At 70.7% G+C, this 16,035-nt stretch carries 16 protein-coding genes; 13 read left to right on the plus strand and 3 right to left on the minus strand.

What is annotated here, in order from left to right:
- Window positions 1–47: 47 nt before the first annotated feature.
- From ABZ956_RS07485 to ABZ956_RS07525, 9 genes are all read left to right on the plus strand, one after another.
- A complete protein-coding gene (locus ABZ956_RS07485) occupies window positions 48–836 on the plus strand; it encodes an aspartate/glutamate racemase family protein (protein ID WP_361888368.1) in 789 nt (262 codons plus the stop codon).
- 79 nt (window positions 837–915) lie between these two features.
- Window positions 916–1,521: a hypothetical protein gene (locus ABZ956_RS07490; protein ID WP_361888370.1), complete on the plus strand. Its 606-nt coding sequence runs from the start codon at window positions 916–918 to the stop codon at window positions 1,519–1,521.
- A 76-nt stretch (window positions 1,522–1,597) separates the two neighbouring features.
- Entirely contained in the window at window positions 1,598–2,077 is a 480-nt protein-coding gene (locus ABZ956_RS07495) for an NUDIX domain-containing protein (protein ID WP_361888373.1), read from the plus strand.
- Window positions 2,078–2,362: 285 nt separating this feature from the next.
- Entirely contained in the window at window positions 2,363–4,087 is a 1,725-nt protein-coding gene (locus tag ABZ956_RS07500) for an MFS transporter (protein WP_361889390.1), read from the plus strand.
- A gap of 261 nt (window positions 4,088–4,348) precedes the next feature.
- Window positions 4,349–5,251: an LLM class flavin-dependent oxidoreductase gene (locus ABZ956_RS07505; RefSeq protein ID WP_361888376.1), complete on the plus strand. Its 903-nt coding sequence runs from the start codon at window positions 4,349–4,351 to the stop codon at window positions 5,249–5,251.
- A 72-nt stretch (window positions 5,252–5,323) separates the two neighbouring features.
- A complete protein-coding gene (locus tag ABZ956_RS07510) occupies window positions 5,324–7,528 on the plus strand; it encodes an aminotransferase class I/II-fold pyridoxal phosphate-dependent enzyme (RefSeq protein WP_361888378.1) in 2,205 nt (734 codons plus the stop codon).
- Between the two features lie 15 nt (window positions 7,529–7,543).
- A complete protein-coding gene (locus ABZ956_RS07515) occupies window positions 7,544–7,981 on the plus strand; it encodes an NUDIX domain-containing protein (RefSeq protein ID WP_361888380.1) in 438 nt (145 codons plus the stop codon).
- Window positions 7,982–7,990: 9 nt separating this feature from the next.
- Window positions 7,991–8,755 carry an inositol monophosphatase family protein gene (locus ABZ956_RS07520; RefSeq protein WP_361888382.1) on the plus strand — a complete coding sequence of 255 codons (765 nt, stop codon included), beginning with the start codon at window positions 7,991–7,993 and terminating at the stop codon, window positions 8,753–8,755.
- Window positions 8,756–8,768: 13 nt separating this feature from the next.
- Window positions 8,769–10,004 carry an MFS transporter gene (locus ABZ956_RS07525; RefSeq protein ID WP_361888385.1) on the plus strand — a complete coding sequence of 412 codons (1,236 nt, stop codon included), beginning with the start codon at window positions 8,769–8,771 and terminating at the stop codon, window positions 10,002–10,004.
- 75 nt (window positions 10,005–10,079) lie between these two features.
- On the opposite strand, the gene ABZ956_RS07530 is transcribed toward ABZ956_RS07525, so the two are convergent.
- Both ABZ956_RS07530 and ABZ956_RS07535 read right to left on the minus strand, forming a co-directional pair.
- Complete coding sequence (locus ABZ956_RS07530) at window positions 10,080–10,844, minus strand: hypothetical protein (protein ID WP_361888387.1); 765 nt, start codon at window positions 10,842–10,844, stop codon at window positions 10,080–10,082.
- A 234-nt stretch (window positions 10,845–11,078) separates the two neighbouring features.
- Window positions 11,079–11,546: a carboxymuconolactone decarboxylase family protein gene (locus ABZ956_RS07535; RefSeq protein WP_361888389.1), complete on the minus strand. Its 468-nt coding sequence runs from the start codon at window positions 11,544–11,546 to the stop codon at window positions 11,079–11,081.
- A 333-nt stretch (window positions 11,547–11,879) separates the two neighbouring features.
- Between ABZ956_RS07535 and ABZ956_RS07540 the strand changes: the two genes are divergently transcribed.
- The 4 genes from ABZ956_RS07540 (at window position 11,880) to ABZ956_RS07555 (ending at window position 14,914) form a co-directional block, all read left to right on the plus strand.
- Window positions 11,880–12,506, plus strand: a complete 627-nt coding sequence (locus ABZ956_RS07540) for an RICIN domain-containing protein (protein WP_361888392.1) — start codon at window positions 11,880–11,882, stop codon at window positions 12,504–12,506.
- Window positions 12,507–12,524: 18 nt separating this feature from the next.
- Window positions 12,525–12,863: a hypothetical protein gene (locus tag ABZ956_RS07545; protein ID WP_361888394.1), complete on the plus strand. Its 339-nt coding sequence runs from the start codon at window positions 12,525–12,527 to the stop codon at window positions 12,861–12,863.
- Between the two features lie 120 nt (window positions 12,864–12,983).
- Window positions 12,984–13,535, plus strand: coding sequence for a hypothetical protein (locus tag ABZ956_RS07550; RefSeq protein WP_361888397.1), 552 nt, complete (start codon window positions 12,984–12,986; stop codon window positions 13,533–13,535).
- An 86-nt stretch (window positions 13,536–13,621) separates the two neighbouring features.
- On the plus strand, window positions 13,622–14,914 hold the full coding sequence (locus ABZ956_RS07555; RefSeq protein WP_361888399.1) for a hypothetical protein: 1,293 nt from the start codon (window positions 13,622–13,624) through the stop codon (window positions 14,912–14,914).
- A gap of 64 nt (window positions 14,915–14,978) precedes the next feature.
- On the opposite strand, the gene ABZ956_RS07560 is transcribed toward ABZ956_RS07555, so the two are convergent.
- Entirely contained in the window at window positions 14,979–15,971 is a 993-nt protein-coding gene (locus ABZ956_RS07560; RefSeq protein WP_361888402.1) for a hypothetical protein, read from the minus strand.
- Window positions 15,972–16,035 lie beyond the last annotated feature (64 nt).

Raw genomic sequence — 16,035 nt, forward strand, 5'->3', positions numbered from 1 at the left:
GCGGCCCGCCAGACCGCTCCGGTTGCCGGATCGATTAAAGTGAGCGGGTGAAGATCGCGCTCATGGACTCCGGCAATGGCCTACTGGCGGCGGCCGCCGCCGTGCACCGGCTGCGACCCGACGCCGATCTCGTCCTCTCCTCCGACCCCGCCAGCATGCCCTGGGGCCCGCGGACTCCCGAGGACGTCACGGAGCACGCCCTGGCCTGCGCCCGGGCCGCCGCGGCGCACCGCCCGGACGCGCTGATCATCGCCTGCAACACCGCCTCCGTCCACGCGCTGGCCGCGATACGCGCGGAGCTGGAACCGGAGCTCCCGGTCATCGGCACCGTGCCCGCGATCAAGCCCGCCGCGGCGGCCGGCGGCCCGATCGCCATCTGGGCCACCCCGGCCACCACCGGCAGCCACTACCAGCGGGGCCTGATCCGTGACTTCGCCTCCCACGTCGAGGTGACCGAAGTGCCCTGCCCGGGCCTCGCCGACGCCGTGCAGCGGGCCGACACCGACGCCATCGAGATCGCGGTGAAGGCGGCGGCCGCCGCCACACCGCGCCATGTAAGGGGCGTCGTCCTGGGCTGCACCCATTACGAGCTCGTCGCGGAGCGCATTCGCGCGGCCGTCCAGGACCCCTCGCAGCCGCCGCTGGAGCTCTACCACTCCGCCACGGCCGTCGCCGCGCAGGCGCTGCGCCGCATCGGCGCCGAGCCCGCCCCCGACGCCGCGCCGACGGGCAGCCTGACCGTGCTGTTCGGCGGTCGCGAGGCAGAGCTCGAGGCGGCCTCGCTGACCTACGCCGAGGGCCGTTCGCTCCCCGCGGTCAGCGCCGCCCGCCCCTGACACACCCCCTGTCCCGGCCGTCCTGGTCCTTCCGCGCGCACCCCTGCCACGGTGGCGGAACGTGAGTAGGCTGCCCTGTATGAGGGACCACTCCGAGGGCCCGCAGGCTCACGAGGGCTCGCAGAACTCCGGGAACGACGGGAACGACCAGCAGGGCGCGACGTTGCCCGCCGTGTGGACCGGCCGGGCCACCAACCGGGTCCAGTGGCTGCTGGCGGGTGCCGGCGCCGCCTGCCTGGCGCTCGGCATCGAGCTCGCCGTCGACAGCGCGTGGTCCTCCGGCCTCGCCCCCTTGGTGATGGCGGTCGTCGGCTGCGTCGCCGCCGGGCTGCTGATCCTCTACGGCACCCTCGCCTTCGTGCACGTCGCCGTCCGGGTCGACAAGGACACCCTCGAGGTCCGCTGCGGCCACATCGGCGTACCCCGTACCCGCATTCCGCTCAGCCACGTCGTCGGCGCCGACTTCGACCCGCGCGTCACTCCGCGCCAGTGGGGTGGCTGGGGCTACCGCTGGCGTCCGGAGAAGGGCACGGCCGTCGTCGTACGGCGGGGCGAGGGTCTGGTGGTCCGGCTCGGCGACGGCCGGACGTTCACCGTCACCGTGGACGACGCCGAAGCGGCCGTCCGCGTGATCCGTGCGCGCCTGCGCATGCTCGGCGGCGGCGGCCGCACCGCCTCCGCCTGACCCGGCCCGCCCGCCGACGCCCCGCACCCACCCCGGGCTCGTCATGGTCCGGCGCGGCTGCGACTAGGCTCGCGACATGCCGATTCCCGACTTCATCCGCGATCTGCGCGCCGTCGCGGGCAGCCGACTGCTCTGGATGCCCGGCGTCAGCGCCATCGTCCTCGACGACGAAGGGCGGGTCCTGCTCGGCCGCCGCGCCGACACCGGCGGCTGGTCGATCATCGGTGGCATCCCCGAGCCCGGCGAGCAGCCCGCCGCGGCGATCGTGCGCGAGGTCTTCGAGGAGACGGCGGTCCGCTGCACCCCGCGGAAGGTCCTCCTGGTCGAGGCCCTGAAGCAGGTCACCTACCCCAACGGCGACGTCTGCCAGTTCATGGACATCTGCTTCTTGTGCCGTGCGGTGGGCGGCGAGGCGCGCGTCAACGACGACGAGTCGCTGGAGGTGGGCTGGTTCGACGTGGACGCGCTCCCCGAGCTGGAGCCGTTCGCGGTGACCCGCATCAAGCAGGCGGCGGCCGGCGGACCCACCTGGTTCGAGGGGATGGGCGAGGGATGAGGCGCGGCTGACGCCGCACCGGGCGTCCGCGCCGCAGAGCCGACCCGTTAATTGCCCTTTACACATTGCGTGTTAGCGTCGAGGACCGCCCACGGCACGGCCCGCTGTGCCGGGCCCAGTGGGCCAGGGGGCCAGGAGGGGCGGACATGGCGTCGGGGAAGGCAGGGGGGAGCCGCAGTGACCACTCTTGACGAGGGTGCCGCCGAGGAGAGCGACTTATCCTTACGGCGCCGGTCGGCGACGGCGGGCCGCGAGGAGCGGACCGGCGGCCGACGCGGACGGGCCATGGTGCGGCACCCCGTGGTCGCCTCGCTGGCCCTGGCGGCGGTCCTGCACCTGGTGTGGGTGCTGCTGATCGCCAACAGCGGTGGTGATCTCGCCGCGCAGGACGCGTGGGCGGAGTTCGCGCTCCAGCACCCGGACTCGGCGTACAACCTCGCGTGGTACGGCGGGATGCACCCGGTTTCGTACAGTGTCATCTCCCCGTTCCTGATGGCGGCGGTCGGGGTCCGCACGACGATGGTGATCGTGGGCACGATCTCCGCCGGGCTGCTGGCCGTGCTCCTGATGCGCAGCCGCGCCGTGCGCCGACCGCTGTGGCCTGCCCTCTACGGCGCGTTCGCGCTGTTCTGCAACGCGGTCTCGGGCCGGGTGACGTTCGGGATCGGCCTCATGTTCGGCCTGGCAGCCGTGGCCGTGATCTTCTCGTGGCCGGCGGAGCGACGCTCGCGCGCGTGGTCGCACCGGCTCCCCAGGGCCGGGCTCGCCGCCCTGCTCTCGGCGCTGGCCACCGCCTCGAGCCCGGTGGCGGGACTGTACGTGGGGATCGTGGCCGCGGCACTGTGGCTGACCGGGCGGCGCCCCGCCGCCTACGCCCTCGGGTGCTCGCCGGTCCTCGTGGTCGGGCTCTCGGCCTGGCTGTTCCCCTTCTCGGGCACCATGCCGATGGAGCTCACGATGGTGATCCTGCCGGTCCTGAGCTCCGCGGCGGCGTGGGTCTTCGTACCGAAGCAGTGGCGTACGGTGCGGTTCACCTCCCTCCTCTACGCGGTCGGAGTGGTACTGGTCTGGCTGATCCCCTCGCAGATCGGCCTCAACATGACCCGCTTCGGCCTGATCTTCGGCGGGGTGGTGCTGGTCGCCGCGCTGCCGGCGGTCAAGGCTCCCATCCCCGCCGGGCCGCGCGCCACCGGTCGCGGACGGACCGTGCTGGCCCTGGCCGTCGTGGTGGTGACCGTGTGGCAGGGTGCGCAGGCCGCCACCGACGTCGTCAAGACCACGCCCACCGCGTCGTGGGCGCGCGAGCTGGCGCCGCTGCTGGACCAGTTGGACCGGGTCGAGGCGGACCGCGGCCGGGTCGAGGTGGTCCCGGTGCGCAGCCACCGCGAGGCGTCGGCGCTCGCCCCGTACGTCAATCTGGCACGCGGCTGGAACCGCCAGGCGGACATGGAACGCAACCCGCTGTTCTACGACCGCGACAAGCAGCTGTCACCGGCCGGCTATCACCAGTGGCTGCGCCACTGGGCGGTGCGGTTCGTCGTGCTGCCCACGGGCGACCCGGACGGTGCCGGCGAGGCGGAGGCGCGACTGGTCGCGCGCGGGCAGCCCTACCTGGACCGGCTGTGGTCCGACGCCAACTGGAAGCTCTACAAGGTCCAGGACCCCACCCCGTTGGCCGCACCGGAGGCCACGGTGACGCGGGTGCGGGCCGAGGAGGTGATCCTCCAGGTGCACAGGCCGGGCCGGGTGCTCATCCGCATCCCGTACTCGCCGTGGCTCGGCCTGATCGACAGCCGGGGCAACAACGTCAAGCGGCCGCAGAAGAGCGACAAGGGCCTCCCCGCGGTCAATGCCCAGGGCTGTCTGACCAAGGCCCCTCAGGAGGCGAACGAAGGCCAGTCGCACGACGAGTGGACGGTGCTGCACGCGCCGCGCGCCGGCGAGTACCGGATAGGGGCGCGCTACAAGCTGCCGCGCGGCACCCCCTGCCCTGACGAGTTGGTGGAGTAGGCCCTCAAAACAAGAGCGGGTCCGTAGCCGCTCGATTCGTGGACGGCGCCGGCTTTCCATCACCCTGGAATTCTTTCCGGGGCGGCGGACGGCTGAATCGGCATGCCGTCGCACCGTGCCGCGCCATGAAAGGCCGACGGTGCCACGTGTCCTATGTCACGCCGTCATATTCCTCTGACAGTCGTTCCCATGGGCCCGAGTTGCTGCCTACGATGCTTCACCCGACCTTGCCTCATTCCTTTTGAAAGGCTCATTCGGTCCATGTCTTTGGAAAGAAGCCGTAGTGCCCGGCGCATAGGCGTGATGTTCCACCGGGACCTCCCCCCTGAGGAACTGGTTCCGTTCGCGCGCGAAATCGACGCGTCAGGCGCCGACGACATATGGGTGGTCGAGGACCTGGGCTGGTCGGGATCCATCGCCGCCGCGGCGACCGTGCTGAGCGCGACCGAGCGGGTCCGGGTCTGCATCGGCATCGTGCCCGCACCGCTGCGCAACCCCGCCCTGCTGGCCATGGAACTGGCCACGCTGGCCAGGCTCCACCCCGGCAGGCTGCTGGTCGGCATCGGCCACGGCGTGCAGGAGTGGATGGCGCAGGTCGGCGTCAAGGCGGCGTCGCCGCTGGCGCTCCTCGAGGAGACCATCGTGGCCGTGCGCGGCCTTCTCGCAGGCGAAACGGTACGGCTGGACGGCCGCGCCGTGCACATCGACGGGGTCAGCCTCGTGCACCCCCCGGCCGTCGTGCCCCCAATCGTGGCCGGGGTCGTCAAGCCGAAGTCCCTCGAACTGTCGGGGCGCGCGGCGGACGGGACCATCATCATCGAGGGCCGCAGACCGCAGGACGTGCGGGAGGCGTGGGCCCACATCGAGCGCGGCCGGGCGGCCGCCGGCGCCCAGCGGCCGCACGAACTCGTCGCGATCACCCACCTCTACGTCGACGACGACCCCGTGCGCACCCAGGACGTGATGCGGCCGTACATCGACGAATTCGCGGAATTCCTCGGGGTGGAAAAAGCGGACGTCAATGTGGCGGCCGGCACACCCGAATCGGTCGCGGAAACCGTCGAGGCGTTCTGGGACGCCGGTGCGACCACCGTGATGTTCCACCCGGTCGGCGACGACCCGGTGCGCAGCGTGAAACGCGCCCTCGCGGCGCTCGGCCGCTGAGCGATAAACAACCACACGGCTGCCCGAAGGGCGGCGAGCAGTTTGACCGACATCTTTGAGGAGTATGCGGATATGGCTGGCTTATCGACGACGCATTCCCCGGAACACTCGGACAGCGTGCTGGTCACCGGCGCTGGCGGATATCTGGGCGCGGTACTCGTCCCGTTGCTGCTGGAATCGGGATACCGGGTCACCGCGGTCGACACGTACTACTTCGGCACCGAGGTGCTGAAGCCGGTGCTCGACCACCCCGCCCTGAACCTGGTCCACGCCGACGTACGCGATCTCGACCCCACGCTCCTGGACGGCGTGGACGCCGTCATCGCCCTGGCGGCTCTCAGCAACGACCCCGCCGGCGACCTCCACCCCGGCTGGACGGAAGCGGTCAACCGCGACGCCGTGATCGCACTGGCCGAGGCCGCCCGGGAACGCGGGGTCGGCCGGTTCCTCTTCGCCTCCTCGTGCAGCGTCTACGGCCCCGCCGGCGACGAGCAGCGGACCGAGGACGACGCCGTCAGCCCGCTGACCGTCTACGCGCGCACCAAGCTGGAGGCGGAGAAGGCTCTGCTCGCCCTGGCGACGGAAACGTTCCACCCGGTGTCGCTGCGCAAGGCCACCCTCTTCGGCCTGTCGCCCCGCATGCGCTTCGACCTGGTGGTCAACATCATGACGATGTCCGCCGCGACCGACGGCCGTGTGCAGGTCCACGGCAACGGCGAGCAGTGGCGCCCCCTGCTCCACGTCGCGGACGCCGCGCGGGCCTATCTGCTGTGCCTCGGCCTGCCCGAGGAGCGCGTCGTCGGCGGCCGCGTGTTCAACGTGGCCGGCTCCAACTACCGGGTGAGCGACATCGCCCAGCAGGTGGTGGAGGCGTTCGACGACGTGGAACTGCGCCTCATACCCGACCAGGTCGACCGGCGCAGCTATCAGGTCTCCGCGCAGCGGTTCGAGCAGGCCACCGGGTTCAGCCCGATCTACACCACGCGCGACGGCGTCCTGGAGATCCAGAAGGCGCTCGCCGACGGGGTGTTCCCGGACGCCGGCGACTCCCGCTACCACACCGTCACGGCCCTGCGGGAGATCCTGGCGAAGCCCGCGTACCGCGGCGGGGAGCCCGTACGCCGCTCCTTCCTCCCCCTGGCGCTGCCTGACCTGGGCAAGGCGGAGGAGGACGAGGTCCTCGACACGCTGCGGTCCGGCTGGCTGACCACGGGACCCAAGACCAAGCGCTTCGAGGAGCTGTGCGCGTCCTACCTCGGGGTCAAGCACGCGGTCGCCCTCAACTCCTGCACGGGCGCCCTGCACGTGGCCCTCGCGGCAGCCGGCGTGGGCCCCGGCGACGAGGTGATCACCACCCCCGTCTCCTGGCCCGCCACCGCCAACGTCGTCGTCCACCTCGGCGCGAAGCCGGTCTTCGTCGACGTCGAAGCCGACACCCTGAACATCGACGTCTCCCTCGTCGAGGCCGCCATCACCCCGCGCACCAAGGTCATCCTGCCCGTGCACATGACGGGCCAGCCGTGCGACATGGCGGCGATCGACGAGATCGCGAAGCGGCACGGCCTGACCGTCATCGAGGACGCGGCGCACGCCCTGGGAGCCGAGTACCGCGGCGTGAAGGTCGGCAAGCTCAGCACGGCCGCCGCGTTCAGCTTCTACCCCACCAAGAACATGACCACGATCGAGGGCGGCCTGCTCGTCACGGACGACGACGACCTCGCGGAGCAGGCCAGGGTGCTCAGCCTGCACGGCATCACCAAGGACGCCTGGAAGCGCCTGGCGAGCGACGGCTCCCCGCACTGGCAGCTCGTCCAGCCCGGCTACAAGTACAACATGACGGACGTGCAGGCGTCGGTCGGCATCCACCAGCTCCCCAAGCTGGAGGAGTTCATCGCCGTACGGGAGCGCTACGTCCGCCGGTACGACGAGGCGTTCGCCGACCTGGCCTGCCTGCGCCCGCTCGCCAGGCGGGAGGACTCCCGCCATGTCCACCACCTGTACGTCCTCGAGCTGCGCACCGACCTGCTGACGATCAGCCGTGACGAGTTCATGGCCGCGCTGAAGGCCGAGGGCATCGGCACCGGAGTCCACTTCGTCTCGATGCACCTGCAGCCCTACTACCGCGACGCGTTGGGCATGCGCCCCGACGACCTGCCGGTGGCCAGGGACATGTCGGAGCGCATCGTCTCCCTGCCGCTCTTCCCGAAGATGACACCCGCCGACGTGGAGAGCGTCATCGCGGCCGTCCGCAAGACGGCTCTCGCCGTACAGCGCTGAGAGGCCGGCGACGACATGCCCGAGATGACCAACGGCACCAACATCATTCTGGTGAACGACCGCGGCGGGATCCTGCTGTATCTACGCGACGACAAGCCCTCCATCCCCTTCCCGAACCAGTGGTGCCTGCCCGGAGGCCACCTGGAAGCGGGGGAGAGCCCCGACGAGTGCATCCGCAGGGAGATCGAGGAGGAGCTGGGCGTCGCCCTCGATCCGGCCGGCGTCCATCCGTACTGCTCCGCCGTCCGGTCCTACGGAACCGAGCACACCTTCTGGGCGAAGGCGGCCTTCGACCTCGAAGACATCGTGCTCACCGAGGGACAGGACATCAGGTGGTTCACCCCTACCGAGGCGGACCGCCATGAGCTGGCGTACGAGGACAACGCCATCCTGCGGGAGTTCCACGCACAGCACGAAGAGCTCTTCGCGCAGTACGTGCACGGCACCGGATAGGGGACCGCGATGCACGACTTCATGGCGGACCTCGCGCGCCGCGCCGGCGCGCTCGTGGCCGACCTCTTCCACAGCGGCACCTACCGGCAGGAGAGCAAGTCCGGCTGGGACCTGGTCACAGAGGCGGACCTCCGGTCCGAGCGGCTCATCGTCGAGGCCGTCCAGGCGCGCTATCCCGGCCACGGCATCCTGGCCGAGGAGAGCGGAGCCCAGGGGGCCCAGGACGATCACCTGTGGCTGATCGACCCTCTCGACGGGACGCTCAACTTCGCCCGGGGCTCCGGCCCGTGGGGCGTGAGCATCGCCTACGCCCACCGCGGCGAGGTCCGGCTGGGGATGTTCTACGACCCCGGGGCGGACGCGCTCTACCACGCGCGGCTCGGCGAGGGCGCGTATCTGAACGGCCGTCCGCTGCGCGTCAGCGGGGAGGACCGCCTGGCCGCCGCCGTCGTCGTGTGCTCCGCCTCCCACGAACCCTGGCGGGAGGAGGCCCAGCGCATCGCCCTGGCGCTGTGGCCGCCTTCCACCCGGTCCCTGCGGATGACCGGCTGCGGGGCCGGCGCGCTGTGCGCGCTGGCCGCGGGCACGGTGGACGCGATGGTCGAAGTGGACGGCGGCCCCTGGGACTACGCGGCCGGGGCCCTCATCGTGCGTGAGGCGGGGGGAGTGGCGACCACCGTCGAGGGGAGCGCGATGACACCCCGGTCCCGGACGGTCGTCGCGGCGGCGACGGACCGGCTGCACACGTCACTGACCGACGCGTTGCGTCAGTGAGGGAGGGGCGGCCATGAGCACGGCCCCCGACGCGGGAGGACAGGACTGCCCACCGCGGCGACTACGACGGGCGCGGTGGGCCATCGCGCTGGTGTTCGCCGTCCACGGCGCGGTCACCGGGACCTTCGCCACCCGCGTCCCCTGGATCCAGGACCATGCGGGCGTCAGCGCCGGGGAGCTCGGGATCGCTCTGGCGGGTCCGGCGATCGGCGCCTCGGTGGCCATGCCGCTGGCGGGGCGGATCACCCACCGCTTCGGCGCACTGGCGGCGTTGCGCTGTCTGCTCGCGCTGTGGTGCCTCTCGCTCGCCCTGCCCGCCTTCTGCCCCGGCCTGTACACGCTGTGCCTCGCCCTGTTCGTGTACGGCGCCACCTCCGGGATGGCGGACGTCGCGATGAACGCGCTCGGCGTCGAGACCGAGCAGCGCCTCGGCCGTTCGATCATGTCCGGTCTGCACGGCATGTGGAGCGTGGGAGTCCTGGCCGGGTCCGCGGTGGGCACGGCCGCCGCGCACGCCGAGCTCGACGCCCGGCTGCATCTGCCCGTCGTCTCGGCCGTCCTCACCGTGCTCGGCGTCCTCGTCTGCCGGGGCGTGCTGGACCTGCCGAGCGCTCCGGACGAGCAGCCGCCGCCGCGCTTCGCCCTGCCGCCGCGCTCGGCGCTGGCCATCGGCGCGGTCGGGTTCTGTGCGATCTTCGCCGAGGGAGCGAGCCTGGACTGGTCGGCGGTCTATCTGCGGGACGTGGCGGGGACCTCGGCGGGTGTCGCCGCGGTCTCCACCACCGCCTTCGCCTGCACCATGGCCGTGGCCCGGCTGGTGGGCGACAAGCTGGTGGAACGCCTCGGACCGGTACGGGCCGTACGCGCGGGCGGCGTGCTCGCGGTGCTCGGCGGGGCGGTGGTGGTGGCGGCCGTGCACCCTGCCGCCGTGGTGGGCGGGTTCGGGCTGCTGGGGCTGGGGGTCGCCCTGGTCGTGCCGCTGGCCTTCGCGGCGGCCGGGCGGAGCGGGCCCAGGCCCAGCCAGTCGATCGCGGGCGTCGCGACCATCGTCTACACGGCGGGGCTGATCGCCCCGTCGGCGGTGGGCTCGATCGCGCAGGCGACGTCGCTGACGGTCTCGTTCGGGCTGGTCACCGTGCTGGTGTGCGGGGTGGTGGCCGCCGCGGGTGTGCTGAGCCCCGCACGGCGGCACCCCGGGCCGGCCGCGGCACGGCCCTCACGCGTGGGGCGTCGGGGCAGGCATCGGTGACCCCGGCATGAGGGGACGAAGAAACCCCCGCCCCGGCCAAGGGCCGGGGCGGGGGTGTGCTGCGGGCGAAGAGCCTTACTTGAGCTTGGCCAGCTGCGCGTCGATGACGGCCTTCGGCAGCTCCGCCTTGCCCGCCAGGCTCTGGGCGTGGAAGGTCGCGAGGGAGTTGCCCTTGCGCACGGCCACCACGTGGGTCGTACCGGTCGTGCCCTCGACGTCGAGCGTCAGGGTGAAGGCCACCGCCTCGTCGCCACCGCTGAAGGTGGCCGGGGCCACCTTCGTGATCTTCGTCTTGTCCGAGCCGGCGTTCATCACGAAGCCGCCGCCGCAGGTCTCGCCCGCCGTGCGCAGCTTGGCGAGCGACTCCGCGGCGCCCTTGCCCTCGTACGAGCCGAGCATGTCGGCCGTGACCGTCCCGCTGAGGACGGCCATGCCGGCCTTCATCTTCTCCTCGGGCGAGGCGTTCTCGGCCGCCTTCGGCGGCATGGCCATGACCTTGCGCAGCGCGGTCGCTCCGGGCGTGCCGACGGGGCGCAGCGCCATGACGTCGACGAGCGGCTTGCACTCGGCCTTGTCGGCGGTCACCGACTTCGCCAGGGCGAGGTCCGCCTCGGTGGCCTTGGAGACCTTGAGGTCCTTCACATCGCTCTCGGTCAGGATGAGCTTGTCCAGCTCGGCCTCCGAGAGGACCTTGGCGGCGGGAGCGGCGGCGGCGCTCTCCTTGCCCTTGTCCTTGCCCTCGGAGGCGGCGGGCTTGTCGGACCCGCAGGCGCTGACGAGCAGAGCCATCGAGAACGCGGAGGTGGCGACGGCGGTACGGCGAACGATGGAGCGGCGCATGAAACGGCTTTCTTCTGGTCGGTGAACAACGTCTTCAGCGCGAAGTTCACTCAGCCGTGACACGCGGATTTCGTTGTGAGCACCGAAAGTACGGCCTTTACCCGCCCTTTGCTCAACGGAATGGCCCCTCCGCCGCGATCGTGACGCCCACGCAATCCCAGAGCCGTCCAATCGAGACGTATTCCGCTACAACCTTCGCCGGTGTGACGGACGCCACGCGCCCCCCTGGCCCGGCTAGTCCCTCTCCCAGGGCTGACGCCCCGCCACCTGCCGGGTGGTGACGTTGATGCGGTTGAAGAGGTTGGTCAGCCCGACCATGAGGACGATGGCCGACAGCTCCCGCTCGTCGAAGTGCCGGGCGGCCTCGTCCCAGATCTCGTCCGGCACCGGGTCCGCCGTGTCGCTGATCCGGGTGGCGGCCTCGGAGAGCGCCAGCGCGGCGCGCTCGGCGTCGGAGAAGAAGGGGGCGTCCCGCCAGGCCGCCGTGGTGAGGAGCTGCTCCTCGCTCACACCGGCCTTCCGGGCGCCGCGCGTGCTCCCTTCCACGCAGACACTGCAGCCGTTGATCTGGCTGGCGCGCAGGTGGACGAGTTCGAGCGTCGAGGGGGCGACCCCTCCCCGTTGGATGGCCTTGACCAGCTCCCCGGCGGCCTTCATGGCCTCGGGAATGATCACGGCCGGGTTCTGCATGCGTGCCTTCATGGCGGTTCTCCTCGGGCGTGCGCCAGGCGCCGTCGCCCTCGCGGCGGCGCGGTTCTCGGTCTGTCACCGCACTGACGGATCACGACGCGCAAGTGTGACCGAGGGGCGTACGCGGATGTCCGGACGCTTCGCACGCGGGCTCCGGGCGGGAGTGCGAGGCGGCCGTGACTCTTCATCCATGTGTCGACAAAGCTCTACGTAGGCCAATCGGTAAATCGTATTGATACGCCCGGGTGAAGCTTGCCCCAATGGTCTGGGAATCGCCCGGAACGCGGTGTCACGCTCTCTTCCGTCGCGTTCCGCCCTGGTTCGCGACGGAAAGGAGTGAGGGCTATGCGAACACCCTGGATTCTCCGGCGGGCCGTGTCGTCGGTCGCCGCGCTGGCGGCCGCCCTGTCGTGCCTGGTCGGCGTGGCTCCGAATGTGGCGGCCCGGTCGTCCGCCGCCGTCGGTTACGTGGCCAACGAGTTCCCGAGCGGCGATATGACCATCCAGCCCTACGGCACCGTCGCGGGCAAGTGCCTGCGCATGGCGCTGATGAGCCTCGACGACGGCGGAACGGTGGAGCAGGCGGCGTGCGTGACCGGTGGGCCGGCGAGCAGCCAGCGGTTCCACGTCATCAAGAAGACCGAGCCGGAAGTGATGATCAGGACGTTCGCGGGGAAGTGCCTGGACATCGCCAACGGCAGTGAGAGGACGGGCGCGTCCGTCGTCCAGTTCCCCTGCGACGACAACTCCAAGAGCCAGCGGTTCAGGCTTCTGCGGGTCTGGAACAACGTGTTCGTGGTGAAGACCTCGGCGCCCGGCCAGTGCCTGGAGGTCCTCGAGGGAAGCGCCGATGACGGCACCGAGGTGCGCCAGCAGACGTGCCGCTCCGAGGAGGACCTGAAGGGGCAGCGGATGAAGTTCGACAAGGTGACGGCGGGCGGCGGCTCCCCGGCCGACCCCCTGGCCCTGTGAGCGCGGAGCACACCCGCCATGCGCCGTATCGCCCGCACCCTCGGCACGCTCGCCGCGGTGAGCGTCCTGACCTGTTCCCTTCCGCTCGTCTCCAGAGCGGCCTCGGGAGTGTTCACCTACAACCGGTTCGACGGCACGAAGGACGTACAGAAGAGAATCTCCGACCCGAAGGAGGGGACGTGCGTCACGGTGTTCCGCTCCCGGGTCCCGGTGGAGAACAACACCGACGCCGAAGCCCAGTTGTGGAGCAAGGACAGCTGCCAGGGCGACCCGGTGGAGGCCGTCCCGCCCATGGGCAAGTTCAACGAGAAGGGAAGTGAATACGAGTTCAGGAGCGTGTACTTCAGGTACCCGTAGCACACGGATGAACTCCTCCCCGGACGGCGCATTCGCCCCGCTCTCAACTCGCCCTACCGAAAAGGCGAGTTGACGATGGACGTGATCAGTTTCACCGGTCGTCCATCCGAAGGAGTCAACGTGCGAAGACGAAAGGCGCCGGCCAGGACCGTGGCCGCGCTCGTGGCAGTGCTGGCCCTGGCACTGGCCTTCACGGAGCAGCCGGCCCGGGCGGACCAGCCCCTCCTGACCCGGGTGCCCCTCCCGGACGTGGAGAAGGGCAGCACGGTCACCCTCGACCCGCCCGACTCCGATCCCTGCAAGGGCGACCACCCCGGCACGGCCTGCGGGCCGGGCAAGGAGAAGGACCCCTGCGCGGCCGACAGCGGCAAGCTCCTCCCGGCGTGCGGCGGGGCCAAGAAGGTCGAGTCCGAGATGGAGCGCTGCAAGGCGCAGAACAGCAAGGACAACGCCTGCCTGAACGGAGTGGCCACCGATGGCGCCCCCGAGCGGAATCAGATCAAAGAGGAAGACACGCGGATCGACACCTTCTCCAAGAGACAGCGGGAGAACGAAACCGGACCGGCGAAAACCGACACCTGCAAGCTGCCCGTCGCCGGCATGCCGGTGTTCAAGAAGGAGCACTACGTCTTCGCCCCGGACGGCTGCGTCAACAACCCCCGCCCCAGCTGAATTCAGGCTGCCGCGCAGAACATCCATCCGTGCCCGGTGCGCGCCGGAATTCCCGGCGCGCACCGGAGCGTGCGAAAGGAGAGACAGTGTCCGCACGACATGGCAGGACCCGCGTCGCAGCCGCTCTGGGGTGTGCGCTGGCCTTCCTGCTTCCCCTCGGCACGGCGCACGCCGCCCGGGAACCCCGCGAAGTGGGGGTGGCGGTGGTCAACGGCGACTTCGCCAGGCCCACATCCGATTCGCCGGGCTGGGACTGGGCGACGCCCTGGGGCTGGGACGGAGGGGAGGGCAAGCCGGACGGGGGAGGGACGGTGCCGGCGTCCCTGGCCCGGCGCGGGGACAAGCAGCAGGCCGCCAACCTGCACCGGAACACCAACCGATCCCTCTCGACCCGGCTGTGGGACGTACGGGCGGGTGCCGAGGTCGAACTCACCTGGGAGGACAGCCCCAGCACCAACGGGCTGTGCCCGGCCGGGCAGGTCGGCAAGGCACAGAGCTACTCCTTGCTCACCGGCAGCGGTGACGGACGGAAGAAGGAGGACTTCCAGACGGAGAAGCTGCCCGGCCTGCGCCAGTCGCAGTGGGCCGGCCGGTCCGTCACCTTCAAGGCGACCGAGGACGAGCCGCGCATCACCTTCGTCTCCACGACGCCCCCCGACAGCCAGACGAGCGACAACTGCGGTCCCATGCTCGCCAAGGTGCGGGCCACGCAGGACCCCGCACGCTACGACACCCAGCCCGAGAAGACCGCGCTGCCCCCGGCACGGGCCTACCAGGGCAACAACAGAACGAGCGTCAATGACGCCCTGTCCACGTGCAAGACGGGCAGGACCGCGTGCGCCTTCGAGATCTACCCGTGGGCGACGCGCCCGTACTACGACCGGGCCCAGGTCATCGACGAGGCGTACATCAACTGCAGCCGCAACGCCATCACCGACAAGCGCGACGTGCAGTTCAAGCCCGGTGGGTACAACAGCCTGCCCGTCACGGCGAGGGACTTCGCCCTGACGGACTACCAGCCCTTCAGGGACCTGGTGGCCGAGGAGTTCGAGAACTACAGCAAGTACCCCTGGGTGTGGTCGACCGACCGGACGCGGCAGATCGCCTGGAACATCCAGCCGGGCGAGGTCAGCTGGGTCGAGGTGCAGGTCGCGCGGGAACGGGCCGAGGGCAAGTTCACGCAGATCGTCAATGAGAAGGTGGACAGCAACTACGAAACCAGCAGGTACCGCATGTTCGTCACCTTCGACACCCCCTCCAAGGGCCGTTCCGACCGGCTCTACCAGCGCAGCGGCCCGCTCACGCCGGACGAGCTCGCCAAGTGCTCGCGGACCCGGCCCACCGCCATCACCCCCGACAATCGTGCCGTGAGGCACTGACAACGCCGCCCCGGCCGCACGTCCTTCGGCGTGCGGCCGGGGCGACTTCCCACCCGGGCTCCCGTCAGCGGACGACGACCACCCTGCGGTGCTCCGGGACCAGGACCACCGAAGCCGACGGCTTCGTTCCCGGCGGGGGCGGCGCGATCTGCAGCAGACCGTCGGGGTCGGCCGCGATGACGCCCGGAGCGGCCGCCCGGCCCTTCGGCCGCAAGGTCAGGCACTTGTTGGGCATGGTGAAGGACTGTGCCGAGATGACGCTGGAGTTCACCGTGGAGGGGCTGTCGACGGTGATGTCGTCGGCGTACATGGTCTTGCGGTCGTCGCTGAGCCTGCCCTTGACCCTGGCCATCGCGTTCGCGGCGCTGAAGACCACGATGTCGTGGGGCTTGACCGTGATGGTGTAGTCCGTGGTCTCGACGTTCCTGACCACCCACTGGTGGCTGAAGGTGGACTTGAAGGCCGTCTGGAAGGCCGCCTTGGCGCCCAGCACCACATTGTTCATGGTGCCGATGTGGCCGGAATCCTTGGTGCCGACGTGGTTGCTGTCCTTCGTACCGGTCTTGGTGACGTCCTCGGTGGTGGGGCCCTTGTCCTTCTGGGCGCCCCACTGGGAGTGGCTCTGGTCCTGCGTCTGGTCCTTGGTGGAGTCGAGCACGACGTCCTTGGTCGCGTCGGTGTTGACCTGCGCCGTGGTGGTGATCGTCCCCTCGACGGTCGCGGACCCCGAGATCTCACCGCCGATGTTGTCCGTGCTGCTGGTCTCCAGGGTGACCGTCCGCTTGGTGACGATGTCGGAGTCCGTGCAGTTGACGATCGCGTTGCCGATGGACGTCACCGCGCTGGTGTACTCCCGGTTGTCGTCCGGGTTGATCCGAAAGGCGCATCCGGCCCTCGCGCAGTGCCGCAGCACCGGTTCGTAGGAGGGCAACGGCTTGCCGTGGTCGTAGGCCCGGACCGCCGGCATGGGCGGTGCGTCGGCCCGGGCCGGGGGAGTCGTGGCCGTGAAGGTCGCGAGCGTGACGGCGCACACCAGGAGGGTGCGGCCGGCCGGCACCCTCCTGGGTTTCGGCGCCGAGTGTCTGGGGCGCTTTCTCCGGGACAAGGCACTCTCCTGTCAG

The sequence above is a fragment of the Streptomyces sp. NPDC046261 genome, assembly GCF_040646235.1.
In the GTDB taxonomy this organism is placed as follows: domain Bacteria; phylum Actinomycetota; class Actinomycetes; order Streptomycetales; family Streptomycetaceae; genus Streptomyces.

Excerpts from the sequence above, each read along its gene's own strand:
- ABZ956_RS07490 (WP_361888370.1), top strand. The coding sequence starts at position 916 with ATGAGGGACCACTCCGAGGGCCCGCAGGCTCACGAGGGCTCGCAGAAC.
- ABZ956_RS07495 (WP_361888373.1), top strand. The coding sequence starts at position 1,598 with ATGCCGATTCCCGACTTCATCCGCGATCTGCGCGCCGTCGCGGGCAGC.
- ABZ956_RS07500 (WP_361889390.1), top strand. The coding sequence starts at position 2,363 with ATGGTGCGGCACCCCGTGGTCGCCTCGCTGGCCCTGGCGGCGGTCCTG.
- ABZ956_RS07505 (WP_361888376.1), top strand. The coding sequence starts at position 4,349 with ATGTCTTTGGAAAGAAGCCGTAGTGCCCGGCGCATAGGCGTGATGTTC.
- ABZ956_RS07510 (WP_361888378.1), top strand. The coding sequence starts at position 5,324 with ATGGCTGGCTTATCGACGACGCATTCCCCGGAACACTCGGACAGCGTG.
- ABZ956_RS07515 (WP_361888380.1), top strand. The coding sequence starts at position 7,544 with ATGCCCGAGATGACCAACGGCACCAACATCATTCTGGTGAACGACCGC.
- ABZ956_RS07520 (WP_361888382.1), top strand. The coding sequence starts at position 7,991 with ATGCACGACTTCATGGCGGACCTCGCGCGCCGCGCCGGCGCGCTCGTG.
- ABZ956_RS07525 (WP_361888385.1), top strand. The coding sequence starts at position 8,769 with ATGAGCACGGCCCCCGACGCGGGAGGACAGGACTGCCCACCGCGGCGA.
- ABZ956_RS07530 (WP_361888387.1), bottom strand. The coding sequence starts at position 10,844 with ATGCGCCGCTCCATCGTTCGCCGTACCGCCGTCGCCACCTCCGCGTTC.
- ABZ956_RS07535 (WP_361888389.1), bottom strand. The coding sequence starts at position 11,546 with ATGAAGGCACGCATGCAGAACCCGGCCGTGATCATTCCCGAGGCCATG.
- ABZ956_RS07540 (WP_361888392.1), top strand. The coding sequence starts at position 11,880 with ATGCGAACACCCTGGATTCTCCGGCGGGCCGTGTCGTCGGTCGCCGCG.
- ABZ956_RS07545 (WP_361888394.1), top strand. The coding sequence starts at position 12,525 with ATGCGCCGTATCGCCCGCACCCTCGGCACGCTCGCCGCGGTGAGCGTC.